The organism is Streptomyces sp. NPDC028308, assembly GCF_055565855.1.
Window position 1 is genome coordinate 166,857 of record NZ_JBVHTO010000015.1, and the last position, 23,610, is coordinate 190,466.

22 protein-coding genes and 1 tRNA gene are annotated in these 23,610 nt (G+C 72.1%); 15 read left to right on the forward strand and 8 right to left on the reverse strand.

Annotation, left to right across the window (positions count from 1 at the left end; all coding sequences use genetic code 11):
• The first annotated feature begins 109 nt into the window (after positions 1-109).
• From ACZ4VA_RS32835 to ACZ4VA_RS32870, 8 genes are all read left to right on the forward strand, one after another.
• The gene (locus ACZ4VA_RS32835; protein ID WP_355791059.1) at positions 110-844 is read left to right on the forward strand and encodes a YcnI family copper-binding membrane protein; all 735 of its coding nucleotides are present in this window, start codon (positions 110-112) and stop codon (positions 842-844) included.
• Between the two features lie 105 nt (positions 845-949).
• On the forward strand, positions 950-1,600 hold the full coding sequence (locus ACZ4VA_RS32840) for an SCO family protein (protein WP_355791062.1): 651 nt from the start codon (positions 950-952) through the stop codon (positions 1,598-1,600).
• A complete protein-coding gene (locus tag ACZ4VA_RS32845) occupies positions 1,597-2,067 on the forward strand; it encodes a copper chaperone PCu(A)C (protein ID WP_468083615.1) in 471 nt (156 codons plus the stop codon). The genes ACZ4VA_RS32840 and ACZ4VA_RS32845 overlap by 4 nt, the downstream gene beginning before the upstream one ends.
• 14 nt (positions 2,068-2,081) lie before the next feature.
• The gene (locus ACZ4VA_RS32850; protein ID WP_356238115.1) at positions 2,082-4,253 is read left to right on the forward strand and encodes a copper resistance CopC/CopD family protein; all 2,172 of its coding nucleotides are present in this window, start codon (positions 2,082-2,084) and stop codon (positions 4,251-4,253) included.
• Positions 4,254-4,259: 6 nt separating this feature from the next.
• Positions 4,260-5,594 (forward strand): iron uptake transporter deferrochelatase/peroxidase subunit, encoded by a 1,335-nt coding sequence (efeB, locus tag ACZ4VA_RS32855; protein ID WP_356163650.1) that lies wholly within the window; start codon positions 4,260-4,262, stop codon positions 5,592-5,594.
• Between the two features lie 109 nt (positions 5,595-5,703).
• Positions 5,704-6,636: a prephenate dehydratase gene (gene pheA, locus ACZ4VA_RS32860; protein WP_355788761.1), complete on the forward strand. Its 933-nt coding sequence runs from the start codon at positions 5,704-5,706 to the stop codon at positions 6,634-6,636.
• A gap of 625 nt (positions 6,637-7,261) precedes the next feature.
• Complete coding sequence (serS, locus tag ACZ4VA_RS32865) at positions 7,262-8,539, forward strand: serine--tRNA ligase (RefSeq protein ID WP_356238114.1); 1,278 nt, start codon at positions 7,262-7,264, stop codon at positions 8,537-8,539.
• A complete protein-coding gene (locus ACZ4VA_RS32870; RefSeq protein WP_355788755.1) occupies positions 8,536-9,351 on the forward strand; it encodes an HAD family hydrolase in 816 nt (271 codons plus the stop codon). The genes serS and ACZ4VA_RS32870 overlap by 4 nt, the downstream gene beginning before the upstream one ends.
• 77 nt (positions 9,352-9,428) lie before the next feature.
• On the opposite strand, the gene ACZ4VA_RS32875 is transcribed toward ACZ4VA_RS32870, so the two are convergent.
• From ACZ4VA_RS32875 to ACZ4VA_RS32900, 6 genes are all read right to left on the reverse strand, one after another.
• Positions 9,429-9,514: transfer RNA gene (locus ACZ4VA_RS32875), tRNA-Ser, on the reverse strand.
• Positions 9,515-9,824: 310 nt separating this feature from the next.
• A complete protein-coding gene (locus ACZ4VA_RS32880) occupies positions 9,825-10,061 on the reverse strand; it encodes an SGM_3592 family protein (RefSeq protein WP_356163651.1) in 237 nt (78 codons plus the stop codon).
• Positions 10,062-10,168: 107 nt separating this feature from the next.
• On the reverse strand, positions 10,169-10,888 hold the full coding sequence (locus tag ACZ4VA_RS32885) for an ABC transporter permease (RefSeq protein WP_356163652.1): 720 nt from the start codon (positions 10,886-10,888) through the stop codon (positions 10,169-10,171).
• A 9-nt stretch (positions 10,889-10,897) separates the two neighbouring features.
• Complete coding sequence (locus ACZ4VA_RS32890) at positions 10,898-11,809, reverse strand: ABC transporter ATP-binding protein (RefSeq protein ID WP_468083620.1); 912 nt, start codon at positions 11,807-11,809, stop codon at positions 10,898-10,900.
• The gene (locus ACZ4VA_RS32895; protein ID WP_356163653.1) at positions 11,806-12,711 is read right to left on the reverse strand and encodes an ABC transporter permease; all 906 of its coding nucleotides are present in this window, start codon (positions 12,709-12,711) and stop codon (positions 11,806-11,808) included. Before ACZ4VA_RS32895 ends, ACZ4VA_RS32890 begins: the two co-directional genes overlap by 4 nt.
• Positions 12,701-13,687 carry an ABC transporter ATP-binding protein gene (locus ACZ4VA_RS32900; protein WP_355781358.1) on the reverse strand — a complete coding sequence of 329 codons (987 nt, stop codon included), beginning with the start codon at positions 13,685-13,687 and terminating at the stop codon, positions 12,701-12,703. The genes ACZ4VA_RS32895 and ACZ4VA_RS32900 overlap by 11 nt, the downstream gene beginning before the upstream one ends.
• Positions 13,688-13,952: 265 nt before the next feature.
• Here ACZ4VA_RS32900 and ACZ4VA_RS32905 point away from each other — a divergent pair, with 265 nt between their 5' ends.
• The 7 genes from ACZ4VA_RS32905 (at position 13,953) to ACZ4VA_RS32935 (ending at position 20,562) form a co-directional block, all read left to right on the forward strand.
• Entirely contained in the window at positions 13,953-14,807 is an 855-nt protein-coding gene (locus ACZ4VA_RS32905; protein ID WP_468083623.1) for a M24 family metallopeptidase, read from the forward strand.
• Positions 14,808-14,833: 26 nt separating this feature from the next.
• Positions 14,834-16,597, forward strand: a complete 1,764-nt coding sequence (locus ACZ4VA_RS32910) for an SDR family oxidoreductase (protein WP_452918827.1) — start codon at positions 14,834-14,836, stop codon at positions 16,595-16,597.
• Positions 16,594-16,824, forward strand: coding sequence for a hypothetical protein (locus ACZ4VA_RS32915; RefSeq protein ID WP_356163656.1), 231 nt, complete (start codon positions 16,594-16,596; stop codon positions 16,822-16,824). The genes ACZ4VA_RS32910 and ACZ4VA_RS32915 overlap by 4 nt, the downstream gene beginning before the upstream one ends.
• Before the next feature lie 69 nt (positions 16,825-16,893).
• Positions 16,894-17,838, forward strand: coding sequence for a MerR family transcriptional regulator (locus ACZ4VA_RS32920; RefSeq protein WP_468083625.1), 945 nt, complete (start codon positions 16,894-16,896; stop codon positions 17,836-17,838).
• A 122-nt stretch (positions 17,839-17,960) separates the two neighbouring features.
• Positions 17,961-18,521 carry an RNA 2'-phosphotransferase gene (locus tag ACZ4VA_RS32925; protein WP_356238109.1) on the forward strand — a complete coding sequence of 187 codons (561 nt, stop codon included), beginning with the start codon at positions 17,961-17,963 and terminating at the stop codon, positions 18,519-18,521.
• Positions 18,522-18,591: 70 nt separating this feature from the next.
• Complete coding sequence (locus ACZ4VA_RS32930) at positions 18,592-19,503, forward strand: LLM class flavin-dependent oxidoreductase (RefSeq protein ID WP_356163659.1); 912 nt, start codon at positions 18,592-18,594, stop codon at positions 19,501-19,503.
• A 171-nt stretch (positions 19,504-19,674) separates the two neighbouring features.
• The gene (locus tag ACZ4VA_RS32935) at positions 19,675-20,562 is read left to right on the forward strand and encodes a Cof-type HAD-IIB family hydrolase (RefSeq protein ID WP_356238108.1); all 888 of its coding nucleotides are present in this window, start codon (positions 19,675-19,677) and stop codon (positions 20,560-20,562) included.
• A gap of 76 nt (positions 20,563-20,638) precedes the next feature.
• Here ACZ4VA_RS32935 and ACZ4VA_RS32940 read toward each other — a convergent pair whose 3' ends face one another.
• Complete coding sequence (locus tag ACZ4VA_RS32940) at positions 20,639-21,685, reverse strand: M23 family metallopeptidase (RefSeq protein WP_468083627.1); 1,047 nt, start codon at positions 21,683-21,685, stop codon at positions 20,639-20,641.
• 176 nt (positions 21,686-21,861) lie between these two features.
• Positions 21,862-23,580, reverse strand: coding sequence for a sensor histidine kinase (locus tag ACZ4VA_RS32945; RefSeq protein WP_468083629.1), 1,719 nt, complete (start codon positions 23,578-23,580; stop codon positions 21,862-21,864).
• Between the last annotated feature and the right edge of the window lie 30 nt (positions 23,581-23,610).

Below are 23,610 nucleotides of genomic sequence, written 5' to 3' on the forward strand. Positions count from 1 at the left end.
GGGAGCGGTTCTCCGGCTCCTTCCGCAACGGGTCCGGCCCCGGGCGCCTCTTCGTACGCGCGTCTTTCGACCTCATCGGACCATCACGCACAGTGGAGTGTTCTCTGCCATGAAGGCTTCCCGTATCGCCGCCTCCGGCGTTCTCGCCGCCTCGGCCGTCGTCGTCCTGTCCGCCCCCGCCTTCGCGCACGTCAGCGTGCAGCCGGAGGGCGTCGCCGCCAAGGGCGGTTACGCGACGATCGACTTCAAGGTCCCGAACGAGCGGGACGACGCCTCGACCACCAGGCTCGAGGTCAACTTCCCGACCGACCACCCGCTCGCCTCGGTGATGCCCCAGCCCCTCGACGGCTGGGACGTGAAGGTCACCCGGGCCAAGCTGGACAAGCCGATCGAGCTGCACGGCAAGAAGATCGACGAGGCCGTCTCGAAGGTCACCTGGACGGCCACCGGCAAGGGCATCCAGGCCGGCTTCTTCCAGAAGTTCCCGCTCTCCGTGGGCCAGCTGCCCGAGGACACCGACGAGCTCGTCTTCAAGGCGATCCAGACGTACGACAACAAGGAGGTCGTGCGCTGGATCGAGCCGCAGGAGGACGGCGCCGAGGAGCCGGAGAACCCGGCGCCGGTGCTCGCGCTGGCCGCGGCGTCCGAGGAGGGCCACCACGGCTCGGCGGGCGCCGAGAAGGCCTCCGAAGAGGAGAAGGCGGAGCACGGCGAGACCGAGGCCGCCTCCTCCTCCGACAGCAGCGACACCCTCGCGCGCGTGCTCGGCGCCCTGGGCATCCTCGTCGGCGTGGCGGGCGTGGCGTTCGGCGTGCTGGCCGGCCGCCGGCGTACCGAGGCCTGAGGTCCACCCCTCTCGGTGCGCACCGGGGAGCCGTACGACGTCGCCGTCCCGGGCGGCGTACGACCCCGGTGCGCACCGGCGCACTCACATCTGGGACATTTTTCTATGCGCAAGAAGACGTACACCGTGGCCGCCCTGTTCGCCGCGGCCGCTCTGACCCTGACCGCCTGCGGTACCGACGACGGTGACAAGCCGGTGGCCGAGGTGTCCGCCGAGGCCGGCTCGGACAAGGCCGCGACGGTCCTCGACAAGCCGTTCGAGAAGCCGGACCTCGTCCTCACCGACACCCACGGCGAGAAGTACGACCTGCGCGAGGAGACCAAGGGCAGGCCGACGCTGGTCTACTTCGGCTACACCCACTGCCCCGACGTCTGCCCGCTCACCATGAACAACCTCGCCGTCGCCAAGAAGCAGCTGCCGAAGGCCGAGCAGGACAAGCTGCGCATCGTGTTCGTCACCACGGACCCGGAGCGCGACACCCCGGCCGCGCTCGGCACCTGGCTCAAGGGGATCGACCCCGCCGCGGTCGGCCTCACCGGCGACTTCGACACGATCCAGGCCGGCGCCCGCACCCTCGGCATCTCCGTCGAGCCGTCGAAGAAGGACAAGGACGGCAAGGTCGTCTCGGTGCACGGCACGCAGGTCATCGCGTTCTCGCCGAAGACCGACGCCGGCTATGTCCTCTACGGCGAGGACGCCACCGTGGACGACTACACCAAGGACCTCCCGAAGCTCATCAAGGGGGAGACCCCGTGAGGCGCCCCGCCCGCCCCTTCGCCGCGGCCGTCGCGGCGATGACGGCGGCGCTGGCGCTCGCGGGCTGCGGCGGGTCCGACGACGCGTCCCCGGCCGGACCCGAACTGAAGGTGACCGGCGCCTACATGCCCGCTCCGTCCATGGCGGACATGGCGGCCGGCTTCTTCACCGTCACCAACTCCGGCGCCGCCGACACCCTGACCTCGGTCACCAGCGACCTCTCGGACGACGTCACGCTGCACGCCACCGAGGGCGGCGCGATGGAGGAGCGGAAGTCCTTCACGGTGCCCGCCCACGGTGAGCTCGACTTCGCCAGCGGAGGCAACCACGTGATGTTCGAGAAGCTCGCCCGCAAGCCCGCCGAGGGCGAGAAGGTGGCGGTCGAACTGCACTTCGCCAAGTCCGGCACGGTGAAGGTGTCCATGCCGGTGAAGTCCGCGACGTACACCCCGAAGACCGGGCACTGAGGGAGGGATCCACCGTGACACAGGCCATCGCTCCCCGTCCCGTCCGCGGCTCGGCCGTGCGGCCGTGGACGCTGCTGTCGCTGCTCCTGGCGGTCGTCGGCGCCCTGCTGGCGGGCGCCGGGCCGGTGTCCGCGCACGCCGCGCTGACCGGCAGCGACCCGAGGCAGGGAGCGGTGGTCGACCGGGCGCCCACGCAGATCACGCTCAGCTTCTCCGAGAAGGTCGCGCTGTCCGGCGACTCGGTGCGCGTCCTCGACCCCGAGGGCAAGCGCGTCGACACCGGCGACCCCGCCGACCTGGGCGGCGCCATGTACGCCGTGAGACTGCACGCGGGCCTGCCCGACGGCACGTTCACCGTCACCTACCAGGTGGTGTCGGCGGACAGCCACCCCGTCGCGGGCGCCTTCACCTTCTCCATCGGCGCGCCGTCGCAGACCTCCGTCTCCGTCTCCGACCGGACGGCGGGCGGCGGAGTCGTCGGCGGCCTCTACGGGTTCGCGCGCTACCTCTCGTACGCGGGCTTCGTCCTGCTGGTCGGCGGGGCGGCCTTCGTGCTGGCCTGCTGGCAGCGGGGCGCGGGCGTGCGGCCGGTGCAGCGGCTCGTGGTCGGCGGGTGGCTCACGCTCACCGGGGCCACCCTCGCGCTCCTGCTGCTGCGCGGCGCGTACACCGGCTCGGGCAAGTTCGCCGACGTGTTCGACCTGGGCCTGCTCGGCCAGGTGCTCCAGACCAAGACGGGCGCGGCGCTGGTCTCCCGGCTGCTGCTCCTCGCGGCCGGCGCGCTCTTCATCGCGGTCCTCTTCGGGGCGTACGTGAAGCAGGACGAGGCGGATTCCCCCGAGCCCGGGGACGAGGCGGACGCCGACGCCGAGGGGCCGGCGGACACCGACGCGGACGCGGAGGCCGACGCCGCCGCGCAGCGGCGTGACCTCACCTTCGGGCTCGGGATCGGCGGCGGTGTCGTCGCGGCGGGCCTGGCCGCGTCCTGGGCCATGTCGGAGCACGCGTCGACAGGCGTCCAGCCGGGCATCGCGATGCCCGTCGACGTCCTGCACCTGCTCGCCGTCGCCGTCTGGCTGGGCGGCCTGGCGACGCTGCTCGTCGCTCTCCACCGGGCGCCCTCCGACGCCCCGATCGAGGCAGGCGCCGTCCGCCGCTTCTCCCGCGTCGCCTTCGGCAGCGTCGTCGTACTGGCCGCGACCGGGATCTACCAGTCGTGGCGCCAGGTCGGCTCCTGGCGGGCGCTCACCGACACCGGGTACGGGCAGCTGCTGCTCGTCAAGATCGGCCTGGTCGCCGTCCTGGTCGGCATCGCGTGGATCTCCCGGCGCTGGACCGCGCGGCTGCCCGAGGCCGCCTCGGCACCCACCGGCGCCTCGGTGCGCGTCCCGGCGGCGAGCCGTCCGTCGGACCGCCCGGCGGAGAAGGAGCCCGCGCGGGTGCCCGCCGGCTCCGGCTCGGAGACGGAAGCCGAGTCCGGAGCCGGGGCCGAAGCCGGGGTCGTGTCCGGGTCCGGACCCGAGACCGGGGCCGGGGCCGACTCGCGGTCCGGGGCCGGGGTCGAGTCCGAGACCGGGGCGGGGGCCGAGGCCGAGTCGGGGGCCGGGGCCGCGGACTCCGTGCGGGCGGCTCAGCTCGCCCGGCAGCGTGCCGCGGTGGCCACCGCGCGCGAGAAGCGTGCCCGGGACGCCGACCCGCACCGCTCGGGACTGCGCCGCTCGGTACTGGCCGAGGCCGCCTTCGCCGTGGCGCTGCTCGCCGTCACCACCGTGCTGACGTCCACCGAACCCGGCCGCACGGAGGAGCAGGCCAGGGCGGCCACCGCGGCCGCCGTGCAGCGGACCGGGCCGCTGACCGTCACGGTCCCGTTCGACACCGGCGGCCAGGACGGCCGGGGCAGCGTGCGGCTGACCCTCGACCCGGCCCGCGTGGGTGGCAACGACCTGCACCTGTTCGTGGAGCGCCCGAACGGCAAGGCGTTCGACGTGCCCGAGGTCAAGCTCGCCTTCACCCTCGGCGCGAAGGACATCGGCCCGCTGCCGGTGGTCCCCGACCGCATCGCCACCGGACACTGGACGGCGACCGGGGTGCAGATCCCCATGGCGGGAGACTGGGAGATCGCGGTGACCGTACGGACCTCCGACATCGACCAGACGACCGTCAAGAAGAACGCGAAGATCGGCTGAACCACCATGCCTGACCAGTCCACTCCGGAGGCCCCCGTCACGGAGGCCACTCCCGGGGAGACGCCTGCCGTGAACGGCACCCCCGGGAGGCCGGAGAACTCCCCGCACGGCTCCCGCCCGGGCGCCTTCTCGCGGCGGCGGCTGCTCGGCACGGCCGGCGCCACCGGCCTCGCGCTGGGTGCCGCGGGCGGCGCCGCCGGGTACGCGGCGGCCTCCGGGAGCGAGCGGTCCACGCCGCTGACCTCGCTCGGCGCGGACACGGTGATGTTTCACGGGAAACATCAGCCCGGCATCACCACGCCCCTCCAGGCACGCGGTCACCTCGTCGCCTTCGACCTGGCCGCCGGCGCGGGCCGCAAGGAGGCCGCCGCTCTGCTGCGCCGCTGGTCGCGCACGGCCCGGCGGCTGATGGCCGGGGAGGCCGCTTCCCACGACGACACCGACGTCGCCCGTGACTCGGGTCCCGCCTCCCTGACGGTCACCTTCGGCTTCGGGCACGGCTTCTTCGCCCGGACGGGCCTGGAGAAGCAGCGCCCGGTCGCTCTCGACCCCCTGCCGGACTTCTCCTCCGACCGGCTCGACAAGGCACGCAGCAACGGCGACCTGTGGGTGCAGATCGGCGCGAACGACTCCCTGGTGGCCTTCCACGCCCTGCGGGCGCTCCAGAAGGACGCGGCCGGCGCGGCACGGGTCCGCTGGCAGATGAACGGCTTCAACCGCACCCCGGGCGCCACCGCCCAGCAGGGGCTCACCGCGCGCAACCTGATGGGCCAGGTCGACGGCACCCGCAACCCGAAGCCGTCCGAGCCCGACTTCGACCGGCGGATCTTCGTGCCCGCCTCGGGCGACCCGGCGTGGATGGCGAACGGCTCCTACGCCGTCGTCCGCCGGATCCGGATGCTGCTCGACGACTGGGAGCGGCTGTCGGGCAAGGCGCAGGAGGACGTCATCGGGCGCCGCAAGTCGGACGGGGCGCCGCTGACCGGCGGCACCGAGACGACCGAGCCGGAGCTGGAGCGCACCGGCGCGGACGGCAAGCTCGTCATCCCCCTGAACGCGCACGCCCGCATCACCCGGCCCGACCAGAACGGGGGCGCGGCGATGCTGCGCCGGCCCTTCTCCTTCCACGACGGTTTCGACGCGGACGGGGTGCCCGACGCGGGCCTGCTCTTCATCTGCTGGCAGGCCGACCCGCTGCGCGGCTTCGTCCCCGTGCAGCGCAAGCTCGACCGGGGCGACGCGCTGTCGGCGTTCATCCGGCACGAGTCGAGCGGACTGTTCGCCGTGCCCGGCGGGGCCGGCGAGGGGGAGTACGTGGGGCAGCGGCTGCTGGAGGGCTGAGGGTCCGCGGTACTGGTGCCGCGTCCGGCGCCGGGCGGGCTACGGCGGTGTCCTCGGGCTCTCCCCGCGGCCGTGGGCCGGGCCGGGCCAGGCCCATTAGGGTGAGGTCATGCCAGCCAGCTACGCGTATCTCGGCCCCGAGGGCACCTTCACCGAAGTGGCACTGCGCACGCTTCCGGAGGCGGCCACCCGGGAGCTCGTCCCGATGGTCTCGGTCCCGGCGGCGCTCGACGCCGTGCGCAACGGCGAGGCGGAGGCCGCGTTCGTGCCCATCGAGAACTCGGTGGAGGGCGGCATCACCACGACCCTGGACGAGCTGGTCGCGGGCACCCCGCTGATGATCTACCGCGAGGTGCTCCTCTCGATCACCTTCGCGCTGCTGGTCAGGCCGGGTACGACCCTGTCCGCGATCAAGACGGTGACGGCGCACCCCGCGGCGCAGCCGCAGGTGCGCAACTGGATGAAGGCCAACCTGCCGGACGTGCTCTGGGAGTCCGCCGCCTCGAACGCCGACGGTGCGCGCCTCGTCCAGGAGGGGCGGTACGACGCGGCGTTCGCGGGCGAGTTCGCGGCGGCCACGTACGGCCTGGAGGCGCTGGAGACCGGGATCCACGACGCGGAGAACGCGCAGACGCGGTTCGTCCTGGTGGGCAGGCCCGCCCGCCCCGCCGCGCCGACCGGCGCGGACAAGACGTCGGTGGTCATCTGGCAGCGCGACGACCACCCCGGTGCCCTGCTGGAGCTGCTCCAGGAGTTCTCGGTGCGCGGCGTCAACCTGATGCTCCTGCAGTCCCGGCCCACCGGTGAGGGCATCGGCAACTACTGCTTCGCCATCGACGCCGAGGGCCATGTCTCGGACAGCCGGGTCGGCGAGGCGCTCATGGGGCTCAAGCGGGTCTGCCCGCAGATCCGGTTCCTCGGCTCGTACCCGCGTGCGGAAGTCGACCCCGTGGACGTGCGCGCGCCCCGCCCCGGCACGTCCGACAGCGAGTTCACCGCCGCGTCCGACTGGCTGGCGCGCTGCCAGGACGGCCGTTTCTAGGCCCGACCGTCCGCATCGGAGGCCGCTCCGCGCTGGTCCTACCAGCAGATTTGCTCCGTCCACAAAAGTTATCCACAGGTTCCCTTCTCGACCTGGGGACAAGTCGACAACGAAGCGTGACGCAGTCGACAAATCGCCCTACAGGCCCCAAGAGCGTCCACAGCCCCGCAGGTCACCCTTCGTCCACCCGTTTCCATCGATCAATCCCTTAGGGCGAACCATTTCCACTCGAAAGTGGGTGTGGAGACGGTTTGACTTGGGAATTCTCCGCCCGGCATGCGGCTTTCGGAACGATCACTCCCGAAGTCCACAGATCTTTCGCACAGCCTGTGGATAACTTTTCGCGATCGGAAATCCTGTGGACAACCCAGCCCCCAAGTCCCTGTCAGCGCAAAGGAATCCGGTCAACCACCCGGCGGCCCCCTGCCCCCTTTCAGGGAGTACGACCACTTTTATTGACGGCCATCGAAGATCAATTCCGATCGCCCCGAAGGTCATTACGGGTCACTCCGGAGATCATTTCCCGGTCTCGCGCATTCGCCGAACGAATCGCCCAAACCGCCCATAACCGGCGTGCCGGAATATCGAGTCGTGACCCTTGAGCGCACACCGGTAGCCTTGAGGGGTGATTGACCTTCGCCTGCTCCGTGAGGACCCCGACCGTGTGCGTGCGTCGCAGCGCGCCCGTGGAGAGGACGTCGCACTCGTCGACGCCCTCCTCTCCGCCGACGAGCGGCGCAGGTCCTCCGGCCTCCGCTTCGACGAGCTGCGTTCCGAGCAGAAGGCGCTCGGCAAGCTGATCCCCAAGGCCTCGGGTGACGAGAAGGCCGAGCTGCTGAAGAAGGCCGGCCAGCTGGCCGCCGACGTCAAGAGCGCCGACGCCGAGCAGCACGAGGCGGACGAGGAGACGAAGGCCCTGCTGCTCCGGCTGGGCAACCTCGTCCACCCGGACGTGCCCGTCGGCGGCGAGGAGGACTTCGTCGTCCTGGAGACGCACGGCACCATCCGCGACTTCGGCGCCGAGGGCTTCGAGCCCAAGGACCACCTGGAGCTCGGCGAGGCGCTCGGCGCCATCGACGTCGAGCGGGGCGCCAAGGTGTCCGGCTCGCGCTTCTACTACCTGACGGGTGTCGGCGCGCTGCTGGAGCTCGCCCTCGTCAACGCGGCGATCGCCCAGGCCACCGAGGCCGGTTTCGTCCCGATGCTGACCCCGGCGCTGGTCCGCCCCCGCGCCATGGAGGGCACCGGCTTCCTCGGCCAGGCCGCGGAGAACGTGTACCACCTGGAGAAGGACGACTACTACCTGGTCGGCACCTCCGAGGTCCCGCTCGCCGCGTACCACATGGACGAGATCCTCGACGCCGACAAGCTGCCCCTGCGGTACGCCGGCTTCTCGCCGTGCTTCCGCCGCGAGGCCGGCACCTACGGCAAGGACACCCGCGGCATCTTCCGCGTGCACCAGTTCGACAAGGTCGAGATGTTCTCCTACGTCCACCCCGAGGACGCGGAGAGCGAGCACCGGCGGCTCCTGGAGTGGGAGAAGCAGTGGCTCACCGGCCTCGAACTGCCCTTCCAGGTGATCGACGTCGCCTCCGGGGACCTCGGCTCCTCGGCCTCGCGCAAGTTCGACTGCGAGGCGTGGATCCCGACCCAGGGCAAGTACCGCGAGCTGACCTCGGCGTCGAACTGCGACGGTTTCCAGGCCCGCCGCCTGTCCGTGCGCATGCGCGACGGCAAGAAGGTCCAGCCGCTGGCCACGCTGAACGGCACCCTGTGCGCCGTACCGCGCACGATCGTGGCGATCCTGGAGAACCACCAGCTGGCCGACGGCTCCGTGCGGGTGCCCGAGGTGCTGCGCCCGTACCTGGGCGGCCGTGAGGTCCTGGAGCCGATCTCCAAGTGAGCGACGCCAGCGGGCCGTTCCCCTACAAGCTCGTCGCCACCGACCTCGACGGGACGCTGCTGCGGCCCGACGACACGGTCTCGGCGCGCACGCGCGAGGCGCTCGCCGCGATCACCGCGGCGGGCGCGGCGCACATCGTCGTCACCGGCCGGGCGGTGCCCTGGACGCGGCACATCCTCGACGAGCTGGGCTACGACGGGCTGGCGGTGTGCGGGCAGGGCGCGCAGGTCTACCACGCCGGGGAGCACCGGCTGCTGACCTCGGTGACGCTGGACCGGCAGCTGGCCGGACTGGCCCTCGCCAAGATCGAGGCCGAGGTCGGCCCGCTGCTTCTCGCGGCGAGCCGTGACGGTCTGGACGGCGAGGTGCTGGTCGGCCCCGGTTACCGGGTGCACGAGGGCCCGCTGCCGTACGTGCCGATCAAGGACGCCGACGACCTCTGGTCGGCACCGCTGAACAAGGTGTACGTCCAGCACCCGACGCTCTCCGACGACGAGCTGGCCGAGGTGGCCTCCCGGGTCGCCGGCGGTCTGGTCGGGGTGACCATGGCGGGCGCGGGCATCGTGGAGCTGCTCCCGCTCGGCCTGTCCAAGGCCACGGGGCTGTCGCTGGCGGCCCGCCGGCTGCGCATGAAGGCGGCGGACACGATCGCCTTCGGCGACATGCCGAACGACGTCCCCATGTTCGCCTGGGCGTCGTACGGGGTGGCCATGGCCAACGCGCACGCCGAGCTCAAGGCCGTGGCCGACGAGGTGACGTCCTCGAACGAGGAGGACGGGATCGCCGTGGTGCTGGAGCGGTTGCTCGGCTAGGCCCTGTCGCGTCCTCGGCCCGGTGGCCGAGGACCGTGTGCGGGTGTGCGGCGTGCGGGTGGTGCGGCGTGCGTGTGCGGAGGATGCGCGGATCGAACGCGCGCGGGGGACGACCCCGACCACGGCTTAGCAAGCCGGTGCCTTGCCTCTCGGCCAATCCTCCGGGTGGGCGGCCCGCGCGGAGATCACGCGCTCGAAGCGGCCGCCCCGGGCAGCTCACGTGCGGAGCGGACTCGACGGAGGTGACTACTCCGGAGACCGCCGCGGGCTGCCCTGCGGGGAACTCGACGTACTGCCCCTGAATGGCATGGTCGCGCTCCTCTCCCAGGACCCGGCGCCGGCCCGAACCGGCTGCGTGGACACCGACCACTGTGCCCCGGCGCCGACTTGGGCGCCACCGATTAACGGGCGGGGCGGACACCCGCGCGCGGGCACCGCGTCGCGGGCCGGTCGGCGGCGGCCGGACACGCGTCTCAGCGGCGGCGCCACCTGCGCCGGCGGCCCTTGCTGAAGAACCAGCCCGCGGGCGGCTCGTCGGACCGCCAGGGCTGGGGGTCGGGCGCCCCGTCACGCCAGCGGGCGGCGAGCATCCGCGCCCGCGCGGACGGCTCCTCCGTCGGTGCCGAGCGTATGAAGTCCTCGTCGAGCACGAGGTCGTCGAAGACGTCCCCGGCCTCCTCGCGACCGCCGCCGTGCGTTTCCTCCGCCATCCCCGTCCTCCTGGCCGAGCGTGCTCCCGCCCAGTGTGCCCGGGCCCGTGTGAAGCCGGTGTCAAAGCGGAAAGGGGGCCCCACGCGCGTGCGTGGAGCCCCCTTTCTCACTCTTCCCCGGCCAGTTTCAGCGTCCGCAGCTTCTGGCCCGCGTACCAGGTGGCGAGCACCGTGACCGCGACCAGCAGCACCGTCGCGGTCGGCAGTCCCACGTCGGAGGTGACGAGGTCCCCGCCGGTGACCTTGTGCGCCACGGCGAGCGACCACTGCTGGACGCTCAGGGTGCGCGCCCCGGCGACGAGCGTCCCGAACAGCGCCTCCCAGACGAGCGCGTAGACCAGCCCGAAGACCACCGCGTGCCGGGTCACCGTCCCGAGGAGCAGGAAGAGCGCCGCGTACGCGATGGAGGCGACCAGCGCGGCCACCGTGTAGGCGACGGCGATCTGCTGGCCGTTGCCGTTCAGGATCAGGCCCGCGACGAAGGTCGGGACCGCGGAGAACGCCATGGTGACGGCGACGGCGACGATCAGCTTGGTGAAGATGATCGTGGGCCGCTTGACCGGCTTGGCGAGCAGATAGACCACGGAACCGTCGTCGATCTCGGGGCCGATCGCGCCCGTGCCGGCGATCACGCCGATGATCGGCACCATCGTGGCGAGGGCGAACCCGCCGAGGACGTCGGCCGCCACCTGGTCGTCGGCGCCGGTCAGCGCCCGCACCACGGTGGCGATCACGATCAGCAGGACGGGCAGGGCGGCCAGGATGAGCGCCCGGCGGCGGCCGAGCAGGGCCCGGTACGTGAGCCGGGCGACTGTGGGGTCGTACATCTTGGCCTCCTACGCCGCGACGAGATACGAGAAGACGGATTCGAGGGACTCGTCGGACGGCGAGACCGTGAGCAGCCGGATGCCGTGCGCGCGGGCGACCTTGGGCAGCAGCACGGTGAACCGGGCGAAGTCGACGGCCTGGACGCGCAGCGCGCCCTCCGCGAGGTCCACCTCGATGCCGGACGTCGACGGGTCGGCGATCAGCGCGGCGGCCAGGGCCCGGTCGTCGCTGGAGCGCACCAGGTAGCGGTGCGGGCGGTCGGTCATCAGCCGGCGGATGCGCCGGAAGTCGCCGCTCGCGGCGTGCCGTCCGGCGACGATCACCTCGATGTGGGCGGCGAGTTGCTCGACCTCTTCGAGGATGTGGGACGAGAACAGCACCGTGCGACCCTCGTCGCCCATGCGCCGCAGCAGGTCCATGAGCTGCATGCGCTGGCGCGGGTCCATGCCGTTGAAGGGCTCGTCGAGCAGCAGCAGGGACGGGTCGTGGACGAGCGCGGACGCCATCTTCACCCGCTGCCGCATGCCCTTGGAGTACGTGGAGATCTTCCGGTCCTGCGCGTACTCCATCTCGACCGTGGCGAGGGCCCGTTCGGCGGCCTTCTTGCCGAGGCCGTGCAACTCGGCGTTGGCGACGACGAATTCGCGGCCGGTGAGGAAGTCGTACATCGCCTCCCGCTCGGGGACGATGCCGATGTGCCGGTAGATGTCCTCGTTGCGCCAGACCGGCTGCCCGTCGAGGGTGACGCTTCCGGTGGAGGGGGCGAGGAAGCCGCCCATCATGTTGATGAGGGTGGACTTCCCGGCGCCGTTGGGGCCGAGGAGGCCGGTGACGCCGGGGCCGATCGTCATCGTGATGTCGTTGACCGCCACCACGTTGCCGAACCAGCGCGAGACGTGGTCGATGTTCAGCGTGGTCACAGTCCGACCTTTCGGTAGCGGCGCATCAGCAGGCCGTAGCAGCCGGCGATGAGGCCCAGGACGACGACGAGGAAGACGACGCCCTGCCCGGACGTGGGTCCCTCGCCGCCGGGGAAGGAGGAGCTCGCGCCGAGGAAGGCGGTCTGGACGCCGTCGATGAGGGTGACGGGCGAGAAGAGGCCGATCCAGGGCACGGCCGAGGCGCTGGACTGCGAGTCCGCGATGGCCTGGAGGGTGGAGACGGCGCCGTAGGAGATGGTCAGTACGGCGATCACGGCCGCGATGCCGAACCCGCGACGGGGGGTGACGGCCGAGACGACCAGGCCGATGCCGGCGAACAGCAGGGAGAGCAGTGCCACGGATACCAGCCCCTGGGCGAATCCCGTCGTCTGGTCGGCGAAGTCGAGCTTGGCGAGCAGCGCTCCGACGTAGAGCACCAGCAGCGGCGCGGCGGTGAGCACGAACATCGCCGAGGCGAGGGCCGCGTACTTGGCGCGTACGTAGTCGGCGGTCTCGATGGGCCGCGAGAAGTACAGCGGAACGGTCTTGAAGCGCAGGTCCCGCGAGACGGACTGCGGTGCCTGGGAGGCGACGTAGAGGCCGATGACGGCCTGCATCACTATGGCGTAGCGCGTGTAGTCGAGGGGCAGGTCCTTCGCCTTGGTGGCGACGGCGACCGCGACCATGATGAGCGCGGGCACGCACATCACCACGAAGAGCAGCATCGGCAGGACCTTGGACTTGACCGAGCGGCCGAGGCCGTAGGCGCCGCGCAGGGACTGCGAGTACAGCGAGCGGCGGGCGTAGGCGCGGCCGAGGCGCGGGCCGTCGTAGTTGCGGTAGCCGATGTTGTGGATCCGGGTCTGCTCGCCCTGCTGGGCGAGGGGCTGCTCAACCGCCATGGCCGACCGCCGCCTTCCGCGCGTCCTGTGCGCCGTCGCGCGCCTGCGTCTGCTCGTCGTGGAAGACCTCGGCGATGTGGTGCCTGCGCTGTTCCATGCGGACCAGCCCGAGGCCGAGGTCGGCGACGACGTCCCGCACCAGGTCGTACGTCTCCTCGCCCTCGGCGGTGAGCAGCAGCACGTGGCCGGCGCCGGGCAGTCCGCTGCCTTCGTGGGTGTCCACCCCGCGCGCGTGGAGCGCGTCCCGCAGGGTGCGGGTGCCGTCCGGGTGCTCGTCGGTGTCGGTGACCTCGACGGCGAGGGTGGTGGTGATCTGGGTGAAGTCGGTGGTCGAGCTGGACCGCAGGAGCTTGCCGCCGTCGACCACGACCACGTGGTCGCAGGTGCGCTCCAGCTCGCCCAGCAGATGCGAGGTGACCAGCACGGAGATGCCGAAGTCGGTGTGGATGCGGCGGATCAGGCCGAGCATCTCGTCGCGGCCGACCGGGTCGAGTCCGTTGGTCGGCTCGTCCAGGAAGACCAGCTGCGGGTCGTGGACGAGGGCCTGCGCGAGCTTCACACGCTGCTTCATGCCGGTCGAGTAGCCGCCGATGGGGCGGTAGCGCTCTTCGTAGAGGCCGACGTGGCGCAGCGTGTCCGCGGTGCGCTCACGGGCGGCGGTGGGCGGCAGGCCGGACATGCGCGCCATGTGCACGACGAACTCGGTGGCCGAGACGTCGGGCGGCAGGCAGTCGTGCTCGGGCATGTACCCGACCCGCTCGCGGATCTCGGCGCCCTTGCTGACGACATCGAGTCCGAGCACCTCGGCTCGGCCCTCGGTGGCGGGGGACAGACCCAGCAGGATCTTGATCAGTGTGGACTTGCCGGCTCCATTGGCTCCGACGAGTCCGGTCACACCGGGCCCGACGTCCACGGAGAGCCGGTCAAGCGCGGTCACCCGGGGGAACCGCTTGCTCAGGCTTTCGGTCACGATCACAGTCACGTGTCCGACGGTAGTGGCGCACACCACACTGGTCGTCAGACCACGGAGCTGGATCGGCGTCAGTCTCCAGTCGTACGGGCCACTAGGGGTCCCCCTGAGGTCGAACACGTCCACCGTCCGGGGGTGGGCGTTGTCCACAACCGGCCGCTCGTCCACAGGCCGGTGCCCGCCTATTGACGCAGCCTCCAACAATTGTCACATTCATCAGTGTCAAGTTACGGGCAGGTAGCGCACAGCCGGACACGGGACGGACGGTGGCATGAGCTCTGCAGTGGCCTCATCGGGGGCGGCCGAACTCACCGCGGAACTGCGGGGGTTCAGAGAGGTGCAGCGTCTGGCGTACGCGTGCGCCGAGGCGGTCGCGGCGCAGCTGAAGCCCGGCGTGACGGAGCGCGAGGCGGCGCGCATGCAGCGCGAGTGGCTGCGCGAGCGCGGGGTGCGGGACTGGTTCCACCTCCCCTTCGCCTGGTTCGGCGACCGCACGGCCTTCGTGGACTTCAGGATCCCGCTCCAGTTCTTCCCCACCGGCCGCCGGCTGGAGGCGGGCATGCCGTTCATCCTCGACATGGCCCCGGTGTTCAAGGGCTACACGGCGGACATCGGCTACTCGGGCTCCCTCGGGCTGAACCCGGTGCAGGACAAGCTGCTCGCCGACCTGCGGGCGCACCGCGAGCTGATCCTGCGCGAGGTGCGCGAGCGGCGCCCGCTGCGCGAGATCTACGAGGACGTGGACCGGCTCATGGTCCGCCAGGGCTATGCCAACCGTCACCGCGCCTACCCCTTCGGCGTGATCGCGCACAAGGTGGACCGGGTGCGGGAGCGCCGCTGGTCACCGCATCTGTTCGGGTTCGGGACGCAGTCCCTGAAGGGGCTGGCGGGCGACGCGCTGCGCGGCCACCGCGACGGCTGGTCACCGCTGTGGTCGCCGTACCGCTTCTCCGACCACCCGCCGCGGCCCGGGCTGTGGGCGGTCGAGCCGCACCTCGGTTTCCGGGGCACGGGCGCGAAGTTCGAGGAGATCCTGGTCGTCACCGACTCCCGGGACCCCGAGGAGAGCGCGTTCTGGCTGGACGACGACCTGCCGCACGTGCGGCGCTGGGCGGAGGGCGTGTGATGAGCGCGCCGGACAGGGAGCTTTCGATGACGGGGCTGGACGGCGCGCGCGTGCGCCGGGTGCGGACGGGCGGGGTCGAGCTGTGCGTCGCCGAGCTGGGTGACGAGACCCGGCCGACGGTGGTGCTGGTGCACGGCTATCCCGACTCCAAGGAGGTGTGGTCCGAGGTCGCGGCCCGCCTCGCGGAGCGTTTCCACGTGGTGCTCTACGACGTGCGCGGGCACGGCGCGTCGACGGCGCCGCAACCCCTGCGCGGCGGCTTCACGCTGGAGAAGCTGACGGACGACTTCCTGGCCGTCGTGGACGCGGTGAGCCCGGACAGGCCGGTGCACCTGGTGGGGCACGACTGGGGTTCCGTGCAGTCCTGGGAGTTCGTCACGGTCGCCCGCACCGAGGGCAGGATCGCGTCGTTCACCTCGATGTCCGGGCCCTCGCTCGACCACTTCGGCCACTGGATCAAGCAGCGCACGAAGCGGCCGACCCCCCGCCGGGTCGGCCAGCTCCTCGGCCAGGGCGCCAAGTCCTGGTACGTGTACCTGCTGCACACGCCGGTCCTGCCCGAGCTGGCCTGGCGCGGCCCCCTGGGCAAGCGGTGGCCGAAGATCCTCCAGCGCGTGGAGAAGGTGCCCGCCGACGGCTATCCGACCCCGTCGCTGCCCTCGGACGCGGCTCACGGGGCCTGGCTGTACCGGGACAACGTCCGGGCACGGCTCGGCCGCCCGCGCGAGGACGCCTACGCACACGCGCCCGTGCAGCTCATCACGCCGCTGGGGGACGCGTTCCTCTCCGAGCGGCTCTACGACGGACTGGAGCAGTGGGCACCGCAGCTGGTGCGCCGCACGCTCCCGGCCAAGCACTGGGTCCCGCGCACCCGCCCGGACCAGCTGGCCTCCTGGATCACGGACTTCGTCCAGGCCAACGAGGACGGCGTCCCGGCGCACGACAAGCCGGCCACCGGCCGGTACGCGCACCGCTTCGGCGGACAGCTCGTGCTCGTCACGGGCGCGGGCAGCGGCATCGGCCGGGCCACCGCGTACGCCTTCGCCGAGGCCGGCGCCCGCCTGGTGGCCGTCGACCGGGACGCCGAGGCGGCGGCCCGCACGGCGGAGATGGCCCGGCTGATCGGCTCCCCCGCGTCCTGGGCCGAGACCGTCGACGTCTCGGACGAGCAGGCCATGGAGAAGCTCGCCGAGAAGGTCGCCACCGAGTACGGCGTGGTCGACGTCCTGGTGAACAACGCGGGCATCGGGCTCTCCGGCTCCTTCTTCGACACGACCGCCGAGGACTGGAGGAAGGTCCTCGACGTCAACCTGTGGGGTGTGATCCACGGCTGCCGGCTCTTCGGGAAGCAGATGGCCGAGCGCGGGCAGGGCGGCCACATCGTCAACACCGCGTCGGCGGCGGCGTACCAGCCCTCGAAGGCGCTGCCCGCCTACAGCACCTCCAAGGCGGCGGTGCTGATGCTCAGCGAGTGCCTGCGCGCCGAGCTCGCGGGCCAGGGCATCGGCGTCTCGGCGATCTGCCCGGGCTTCGTCAACACGAACATCACCTCGACGGCCCGCTTCGCCGGGGTCGACGCCACCGAGGAGAAGCGCCGCCAGAAGCGGACGGCACGGCTGTACGGGCTGCGCAACTACCCGCCGGAGAAGGTCGCCGACGCGATCCTGCGGGCGGTCGTGCGCAACGAGGCGGTCGTGCCGGTCACGCCCGAGGCGCGCGGCGCCCATCTCATGTCGCGCTTCGCTCCGCGGGCGCTGCGCGCGATCGCCCGGCTGGAGCCGCCGCTGTGAGCGCCTCCGGGACCCTGGCCGGCCGCCTGCGGTACTCGCTCGCCGCTCACGACAGGGCCGTACGCGAGGGGCTGCTCCCCACCTGGCGGCAGCTCGGCACCGCCGTACCCCGCTATCTGCGGCGGTCGTACCATCCCCCGCGGGAGTGCTCGCCGCGTGCGGAGGAGGAGCACCTGGCACGCTCACCCGCGGCGGCAAGGGCGATCGGGCGGGCGGCCCTCGCGTAGCGGCGGCACCGGGTGCACCAACGGCCGTGCACCAAGCGGTTGTTGCACGGAAAGGCAGGAAGCGTGAGCGTGAACGGTGAGCCGGCCGGCGGCGCCTACCGGATCGAGGACCTGGCGCACCGCAGTGGCGCCACGGTCCGCACGATCCGCGCCTACCAGGACCGGGGGCTGCTCCCCCGCCCCGAGCGGCGGGGCCGGGCGAACGTGTACTCGGACGCGCACCTGGCCCGGCTCCGGCAGATAGCCGACCTGCTGGACCGCGGCTACACGCTGGCCTCCATCAAGGAACTCCTGGAGGCCTGGGACGCGGGCCGGGGGCTCGGCGGGGTGCTCGGACTCGTCGCGGAGGTCGACGGACCGTGGACGGACGAGGAGGCGGTGCGTATCTCCCGGGCCGAGCTCGACGAGCGGTTCGGCGGGCACCCGGACGACGCGGCCGTCGCCGACGCGGTCGAGCTGGGCGTGCTGGAGCGCGTCCCGGGCGAGGACGAGACCTACCTCGTGCCGAGCCCCCAAGAGCTTTCCGTAGCAGTGGAGTTGTACGAGGCGGGCGTCCCGCTGTCCGCGATCGCCTCCCATCTGCGGGAGTTGAGGGGCCAGGTCGAGCACATCGCCTCCCGTTTCCTGGAGTTCACCACCGAGCACGTCTTCGCGCGCTATCTCGGCGAGCACCCGCCGACGGACACCGAAGCGACGGAAGCGGCATCGCTCGTACGCCGGCTGCGGCCGCTCGCCCAGCAGTCCATGGATGCCGAACTGGCCCGTGCCATGCGCCTGTTCGCCACCCGTCACCTGCACCGGCACCTCGGGACCGGATCACCCCAGGAACACCCTGCGGAGACGCGTGACGTCGCGATACCCGCCGACACAATGCGTGCCGTGGAGCGCCTGGTTGGCGCGGGCAACGCGGCCGCCTTCATCACCGCGGCGGCCGAACGAGAGGTGCACGGCAGGACCTTGGACGCCCTTGCAGCAAGCCCGCCTGGGTGCAACGGCGTTGCTGAACAGCCGTAAATAACACAGTAGTTGTCCACAGAATCGCCAATTCCCCTGTGGATAACCGCACTTGCTTGTGGATCAAACCTCCGGACCAAAATCGATCGCGTGACGCGCGTCTCTCCAGGCACCCTGGCGGGATGAACGAACCGATCGACGACAGACGCACCGTGAAGGTGTCGAAGTACCTCTCGAAACACCTGCGGCACCAGCCCGAGCGGATCGGGCTCACGCTCGCGGAGGGCGGCTGGGTCGAGATCGAGGAACTGATCGCCGCCGCCACCGAGCACGGCTTCCCTTTCAGCCGCGCCGAACTCGACCACGTGATCGCCACGAACGACAAGCGGCGTTTCGCCGTCGAGGGCACCCGGATCCGCGCCAGCCAGGGCCACTCGGTCGAGGTCGATCTCGGACTGCCCCCGGCGACCCCACCCGCGTACCTCTACCACGGGACCGTGGCACGCAGCCTGGACGCGATCCGCGCCGAGGGGCTGCGGCCCATGAACCGCCACGACGTGCACCTCTCGGCCGACCGCGAGACCGCCACCCGCGTCGGCGCCCGCCGGGGCCGTCCGGTCGTCCTCTCCGTCGACGCCGCCGCCATGCACCGCGACGGTCACGTCTTCCACGTCAGTGAGAACGGGGTCTGGCTCACGGCCGCCGTACCCCCGCGCTACCTGCGCTTTCCCGCACCGCACTGACCGGACCGGCGCGAGAGCGGAGGACGGAGGGCGGCCACCGGCACTGCCCGGCTCCGCTTAGGCTCGACGCATGAGTCTGCGTCTGAGCACCGTGATCCTGCCGTACCTCCGCTGGCACGAGGGCGGCCGCGCGACCTGGCAGCGCGCGGAGCAGCTCGGCTTCCACACCGCGTTCACGTACGACCACCTGTCCTGGCGGACCTTCCGGGACGGTCCGTGGTTCGGTGCCGTGCCGACCCTGACCGCCGCGGCCGCCGTCACCGACCGCCTCCGCCTCGGCACGCTGGTGACCTCGCCGAACTTCCGGCACCCGGTCACCCTGGCCAAGGAACTGATCTCCCTCGACGACATCTCGAACGGCCGGATCACCCTCGGCGTCGGCGCGGGCGGCACCGGCTTCGACGCCACCGCGCTGGGCCAGGAGCCCTGGACCCCGCGCGAGCGCGCCGACCGCTTCGGCGAGTTCGTGCCGCTGCTCGACCGGCTGCTCACGGAGGACGGCAAGGACGGGGTCACCTACGACGGCACCTTCTACTCGGCCCACGAGGCCCGGAACATCCCGGGCTGCGTCCAGCGCCCCCGGCTGCCCTTCGCGGTGGCCGCGACCGGTCCGCGCGGGCTGAGGCTCGCCGCCCGGTACGGACAGGCGTGGGTGACGACGGGCGACCCGAAGCTGTACGAGACGGGCACCTCCGAACAGTCGATTCAAGCCATTCGCGGACAGGTCGAGAAGCTGGGTGCCGCCTGCGCGGAGGCCGGCCGTGACGTGGCCGGGCTCGACAAGCTGCTGCTGACCGGGTTCACCCCGGACCGGGGGCGGCCGCTGGAGTCCCTCGACGCGTTCGTCGACTTCGCGGGCCGGCACATGGAGCTTGGATTCACCGACATCGCGATCCACTGGCCCATCCCCGACTCGGATTTCGCGGCCGACGAGAAGGTCTTCGAGCAGATCGCCGTCGAGGCCGTCGCGCAGCTGGGCTGACCCGCCGGGCGCCGGGACGAGGGCCCACCGGTGGTGGCGGCGCGGGTCCTCCCCGGCGGTGGTGGAGCGCGCAGGACCCGCGGCGCCCGTCCGGCGACAGCGGAAGGTGACGGCCCTGGTGGGGACGGTAATCACTCACATGTGCGGACCCCCGCACGAGCGTGCAGGCATATGCGGGAGAATGACGTGGTGACCTCAGCGACTCGACGGCCCGAGACCCCGGCCTCCACCGTTCCCACCCGGCTGATCGCCACGGACCTCGACGGCACCCTGCTGCGCGACGACAAGACGGTGTCCGAGCGCACGATCGCCGCCCTCGCCGCCGCCGAGGAGGCCGGCATCGAGGTCTTCTTCGTCACCGGGCGCCCCGCGCGCTGGATGGACGTCGTCAGCGACCACGTCCACGGCCACGGTCTCGCGATCTGCGGCAACGGCGCCGCCGTGGTCGACCTGCACGGCGGCCCCGGCGCCCACCGCTTCGTCAAGGTCCGCGAGCTCGAACCCCGCACCGCCCTCGACGTCGTCGAGCTGCTGCGCTCCGCGGCGCCGGGCACCGCGTGCGCCGTCGAGCGCACCTACGGACTCCACCTGGAACCGGCCTACCCCTCGCTGCACATGGAGCCCCCGGAGACCATCGCCCCGGCCGAGAAGCTCCTGGCGCCGGACGCCCCCGACGCCGACCAGCCGGTGCTCAAGGTCCTCGCCTACCACCCGGAGATCGCTCCGGACGACTTCCTCACCCTCGCCCGCCTGGCCATCGGCGACCGCGCCAACGTGACCCGCTCCAGCCCGAGCGCCCTGCTGGAGATCAGCGGGCCGGGTGTCTCCAAGGCGAGCACCCTCGCGCTGTGCTGTGCCGAGCGCGGCATCTCCCACGAGGAGGTCGTCGCCTTCGGTGACATGCCGAACGACGTCGAGATGCTGACCTGGGCGGGCCGGTCGTACGCGATGGGCAACGCCCACCCCGCCGCGATCGCCGCCGCCTCCGGACAGACGGTCGCCAACAACGAGGACGGCGTGGCGGTCGTGATCGAGCGGATCCTGGCGGACCGGCTCTAGGGTCCCCCGGGCTCCCGGCGCCGCCCTTGGTCTCCGGTGCCCGAACTGGGGCGAGGGCCCGGCGACCGTCGCGGGCCTACAGCTCCACCCCGTGCCCGGCCAGCCACGGCACGGGGTCGACGGCGGACCCCATGTCCGGCGTGATCCGCACCTCGAAGTGCAGATGCGGACCGGTCGAGTTGCCGGACGTGCCGGACTGCCCGACCCACTGCCCCGCCGCGACCCGCTCCCCCTGGTCGACGGTGACGGCGGCGAGGTGCGCGTACTGCGTGTAGTAGCCGCCCGGGTGCTCGACCACGACCTCGATGCCGAAGGGCCCGCCGCACGACACCCGCTCGACCCGCCCCGCGCCCACCGCCCGTACCGGCGTGCCGATGGGCACCGCGAAGTCCTGCCCGGTGTGCCGGGCCGCCCAGTGCTCGCCCCCGCTGCCGAAGGACGCGGACAGGTCGTAGGTCTCCACCGGGGTGAGCCACGGGGACTTCGGGCCGGTCTCCGGCTGGTCCAGCCGGACGGCACCTCGGCACGAACCCGCCGCGACCGACGCGTCCGCCTGGCCCTGCAGCGTCGAACGCGCCGCGTCCAGCTTCGCCTGGACGGTCCGCTTCACCTCGGCCAGCTGCCCGGTGAACTTCTCCAGCGCCTGCCACTCCGACGCCGCCTTCGCCTCGTCCGCGGCGAGTCTCGTCTCCGCCCGCCGGCTCTTGGACACCGCGTTGTTGACGGCGAGGTCCGCCTGCCAGACCGCCCGCTGGCCCCGCATCAGCTCCTCGGGGCTGTCCGCGAGCAGCAGCTGCGCCGTGTACGGGAGTCCGCCGCCCTGCCGGTACTGGGCTCGCGCGATCCTGCCGAGGTCCCCGTGCAGCGCCGCGATCCCCCGCCGCTCACGTACGAGGAGTTCGTCGGCCCGTCGCGCCCTGGCGCGCAGCGCATCGGCCTCGCGACGTCCCGTCTCGTAGCGCCGCGTCGCCACGGAGGCGTCCTCGTACAGGCGCGCCACCTGGGCGCTGACGTCCAGCTCCTCACCGGACTCGCCGTCGGACGCCGCGGGCCCTGCCGTGAGGACGGCGAGCGCGCACAGCAGGGCCGGCACGAGCAGCAGGGGGCGGCGAGGTGAGCGCATGCCAGCGATCGTGTCCCGCGCCGGGGCCCGCGGTCCTGTTCAAGTCGTACGCATGGGGGACCGGACGCCACGGACGGGCCATCCGGCTCGGCCGAACAGGGAACCGGCTTCGGCGTGTCGCGGCCGACGGCCCTCGGAGCTGCTACGGGCCCCTCCGCGGGCCCGCGGCCGCCGGTTCAGTGGGGCGCCTCCCACACCACCGTCGTGCCTCCACCGTTCCGCCCGATCCCGGGCCCGTACCAACTGTCGCCGCCCAGCGATTCGGCACGCCGCTTGAGGTTCAGCAGTCCACTGCGCCGGCCGCCCTCGGGGATGCCGACGCCGTCGTCGGCGACCGTGAGCCGTACACCCGGTTCACCGCCCGGTAGGACGGCCGCCGCGTCGACGGTGACGTCGATCCGGGAGGCCCCGGCGTGCCGGAAGGCGTTGGAGAGCGCCTCGCGCAGCGCGGCGATGAGGTTCTTGCCGGTGAGTTCGCCGACCACCGTGTCGACCGGGCCCACGAAGTGGTGGACGGGCTTGAAGCCGAGGGGGACGGCGGCCATGTTGATCTCGCGCAGGACCCGGGTCCGCAGCCCGGACGGTTCCTCGGCCGGTCCCCGTTGCAGCGCGAAGATGGCGGTGCGGATCTCCTGGATGGTGACGTCGAGTTCGTCGACCGCCTTGCCGACGCCCTGCCGCACCTCGGGCACGATGGAACGCCGTTGAGCGCTCTCCAGCATCATCCCGGTGGCGAACAGCCGTTGGATGACGAGGTCGTGCAGGTCACGGGCGATGCGGTCGCGGTCCTCGTACACGGCGAGCCGTTCCCGGTCGCGCTGTGCCTCGGCCATCATCAAGGCGAGCGCCGCCTGCGAGGCGAACTGCGCCGCCAGGGTGCGCTCGCTCTGCGTGAACGGCCGGGCGCCCCGTCCGCGCGGGGTGACCAGGGCGCCGAGGACGCGGCCGCCGCTCTGCAGGGGCAGCATCATGGCGGGCCCGTACTCGCGCGCCAGGTCGGTGAGCATCCGAGGGTCGGTGGCCGCGTCCTCGACGAACACGGGATCGCCCGCCAGGACTTCGGCGACGATCTCGCTCTGCGGCGGGACGACGACTCCGAGCGCCTCGGAGGGCCGGTCCGAGGCGACGGAGACGATCTCCAGGCCGCCCTCGTCCGCGGGCAGCAGCACGATCCCCGCCGCGGAGCCGGAGAGCCGCCGGGCCTGTTCGGCGACGACCTGGAGCGGGTCCTCGGTGTCGCCGCCCGAGAGCAGCGCGGTGGTGACGGCCACCGAGCCGTCGATCCAGCGCTCGCGCTGCTTGGCGGCCTCGTACAGCCGGGCGTTGCCGACGGCGATGCCCGCCTCCGTGGCCAGCACCCTCAGCATGTGGAGGTCGTCCTCACCGAACGGGCCGCCGCCATGCTTCTCGGACACGTACAGGTTGCCGAAGATCTCACCCTGCACCCGGATGGGGACGCCGAGGAAGCTGCGCATCGGGGGATGGTGCTCCGGGAAGCCGCTGCACCGCGGATCGTCGGTCAGGTCGGCGAGGCGTACGGCTTCCGGTTCGTGGATCAGCGCGCCGAGCAGCCCCCGGTGCCCGTCGGGCGGCCGGCCGATGCGTCGGGCGACCTCCTCGTCGACCCCGTGGTAGACGAAGTCCGCGAGTCCCTCGCCGTCCTTGGAGACGACCCCGATGGCCGCGTAGCGCGCGTCGGCCAGTTCGGCCGCGGTCTCGCAGATCCGGTCCAGCGTGGAGTGCAGTTCGAGGCCGGAGCCGACGGACCGCATCGCCCGCAGGAGCTGCGGCACGCGCGCCGTCAGCTCCGCGGAGAGACCTCGAAGACTCCGGGACGTCCGGGGCACCGCGCCCGGGCCGGCCTGCGGTTCGGGCGAGGTGCGGGCTGCTGACATGCCTTGAGAGTAGTTAGTCCGATTTGCAAG